The organism is Streptococcus sp. (assembly GCF_019414905.1).
Lineage (GTDB): Bacteria > Bacillota > Bacilli > Lactobacillales > Streptococcaceae > Streptococcus.
This window is the reverse complement of the sequence record NZ_DXLC01000005.1, coordinates 1-1,584: the sequence shown is the minus strand read 5'-3', so window position 1 is coordinate 1,584 and position 1,584 is coordinate 1. Positions and strand designations below refer to the sequence as shown.

Sequence of the window (1,584 nt, the reverse complement as noted above, 5' to 3'; positions counted from 1 at the left end):
ATATATCTACGGTAAGGCGACGCTGACGTGGTTTGAAGAGATTTTCGAAGAGTATTAATAGAGTTTTTTTGACATAGACATTGGCTCTACTAGGTAAAGTAGAGCTTTTTGTTATGCACTATGGACATTCTAGAAAGGGCAATCATATGATAAAAATCAATCACCTGACCATCACACAAAACAAAGATTTACGAGACCTTGTCTCTGATCTAAGCATGACCATCCAAGATGAGGAAAAGGTAGCTATTATTGGAGAGGAAGGAAATGGCAAATCAACCTTGCTTAAAACTTTAATGAGGGAAGCTTTGCCTGATTTCACTATCAGGGGAGACATTCAATCTGATTATCAATCAATAGCCTACATTCCTCAAAAACTCCCCGAGGAGCTTAAAAAACAATCTCTACACGACTACTTCTTTTTAGATTCTATCGATTTAGATTACAGTGTCCTCTATCGTTTGGCGGAGGAGTTGCATTTTGATGGCGATCGCTTCGCTAGCAACCAAGAAATTGGTAGTCTATCAGGGGGTGAAGCTTTGAAAATTCAGCTCATCCATGAGTTAGCCAAACCCTTTGAGATTCTATTTTTAGATGAACCTTCAAATGACCTAGACCTTGAGACGGTTGATTGGCTAAAAGGTCAGATTCAAAAGACCAGGCAAACTGTTATTTTCATTTCCCATGATGAAGACTTCCTCTCTCAAACGGCAGATACTATTGTCCACTTGCGACTGGTTAAGCATCGGAAAGAAGCAGAAACACTAGTCGAGCATTTAGACTATGATCGCTATAGTGAGCAGAGAAAGGCTAATTTTGCCAGACAAAGTCAGCAAGCTGCTAACGACCAGAGAGCCTATGACAAAACCATGGAAAAACATCGCCGCGTTAAGCAAAATGTAGAAACTGCACTTCGAGCAACCAAAGACAGTACTGCTGGTCGCCTATTGGCTAAAAAGATGAAAACTGTTCTCTCTCAAGAAAAACGCTTTGAAAAGGAAGCTCAGTCCATGACCCAAAAACCACTTGAAGAGGAACAAATCCAACTTTTCTTTTCAGACATCCAACCATTAGCATCTTCTAAAGTCTTAGTCCAACTGGAAAAAGAAAATTTGTCCATTGGCGAGCGTATTTTAGCTCAGGAGTTACAACTAACGGTCCGTGGCCAAGATAAAATCGGTATCATTGGCCCAAATGGTATTGGGAAATCGACTCTGTTAGCCAAGTTTCAACAACTGCTTAGCGCCAAAAGAGAGATTTCGCTTGGTTTTATGCCACAAGATTACCACAAAAAACTGCAATTGGATTTATCACCAATAGCCTATCTCAGCAAAACTGGGGAAAAAGAGGAACTACAAAAAATCCAATCTCACTTAGCCAGTCTCAATTTCAGTTATCCAGAGATGCACCACCAAATTCGCTCCTTATCCGGCGGACAACAGGGTAAACTCCTGCTTTTGGATTTAGTCTTATGCAAACCAAACTTTCTCCTGTTGGATGAACCTACACGAAACTTTTCTCCAACTTCTCAACCCCAAATCAGAAAACTCTTTGCAACCTATCCAGGCGGTCTCATCACTGTTTCGC

At 40.8% G+C, this 1,584-nt stretch carries 1 protein-coding gene; it reads left to right on the top strand.

What is annotated here, in order from left to right; translation table 11 throughout:
• Window positions 1–113: 113 nt before the first annotated feature.
• The coding region (locus QZ359_RS00065; RefSeq protein WP_293944581.1) for an ATP-binding cassette domain-containing protein at window positions 114–1,584 on the top strand (1,471 nt) is incomplete at its 3' end.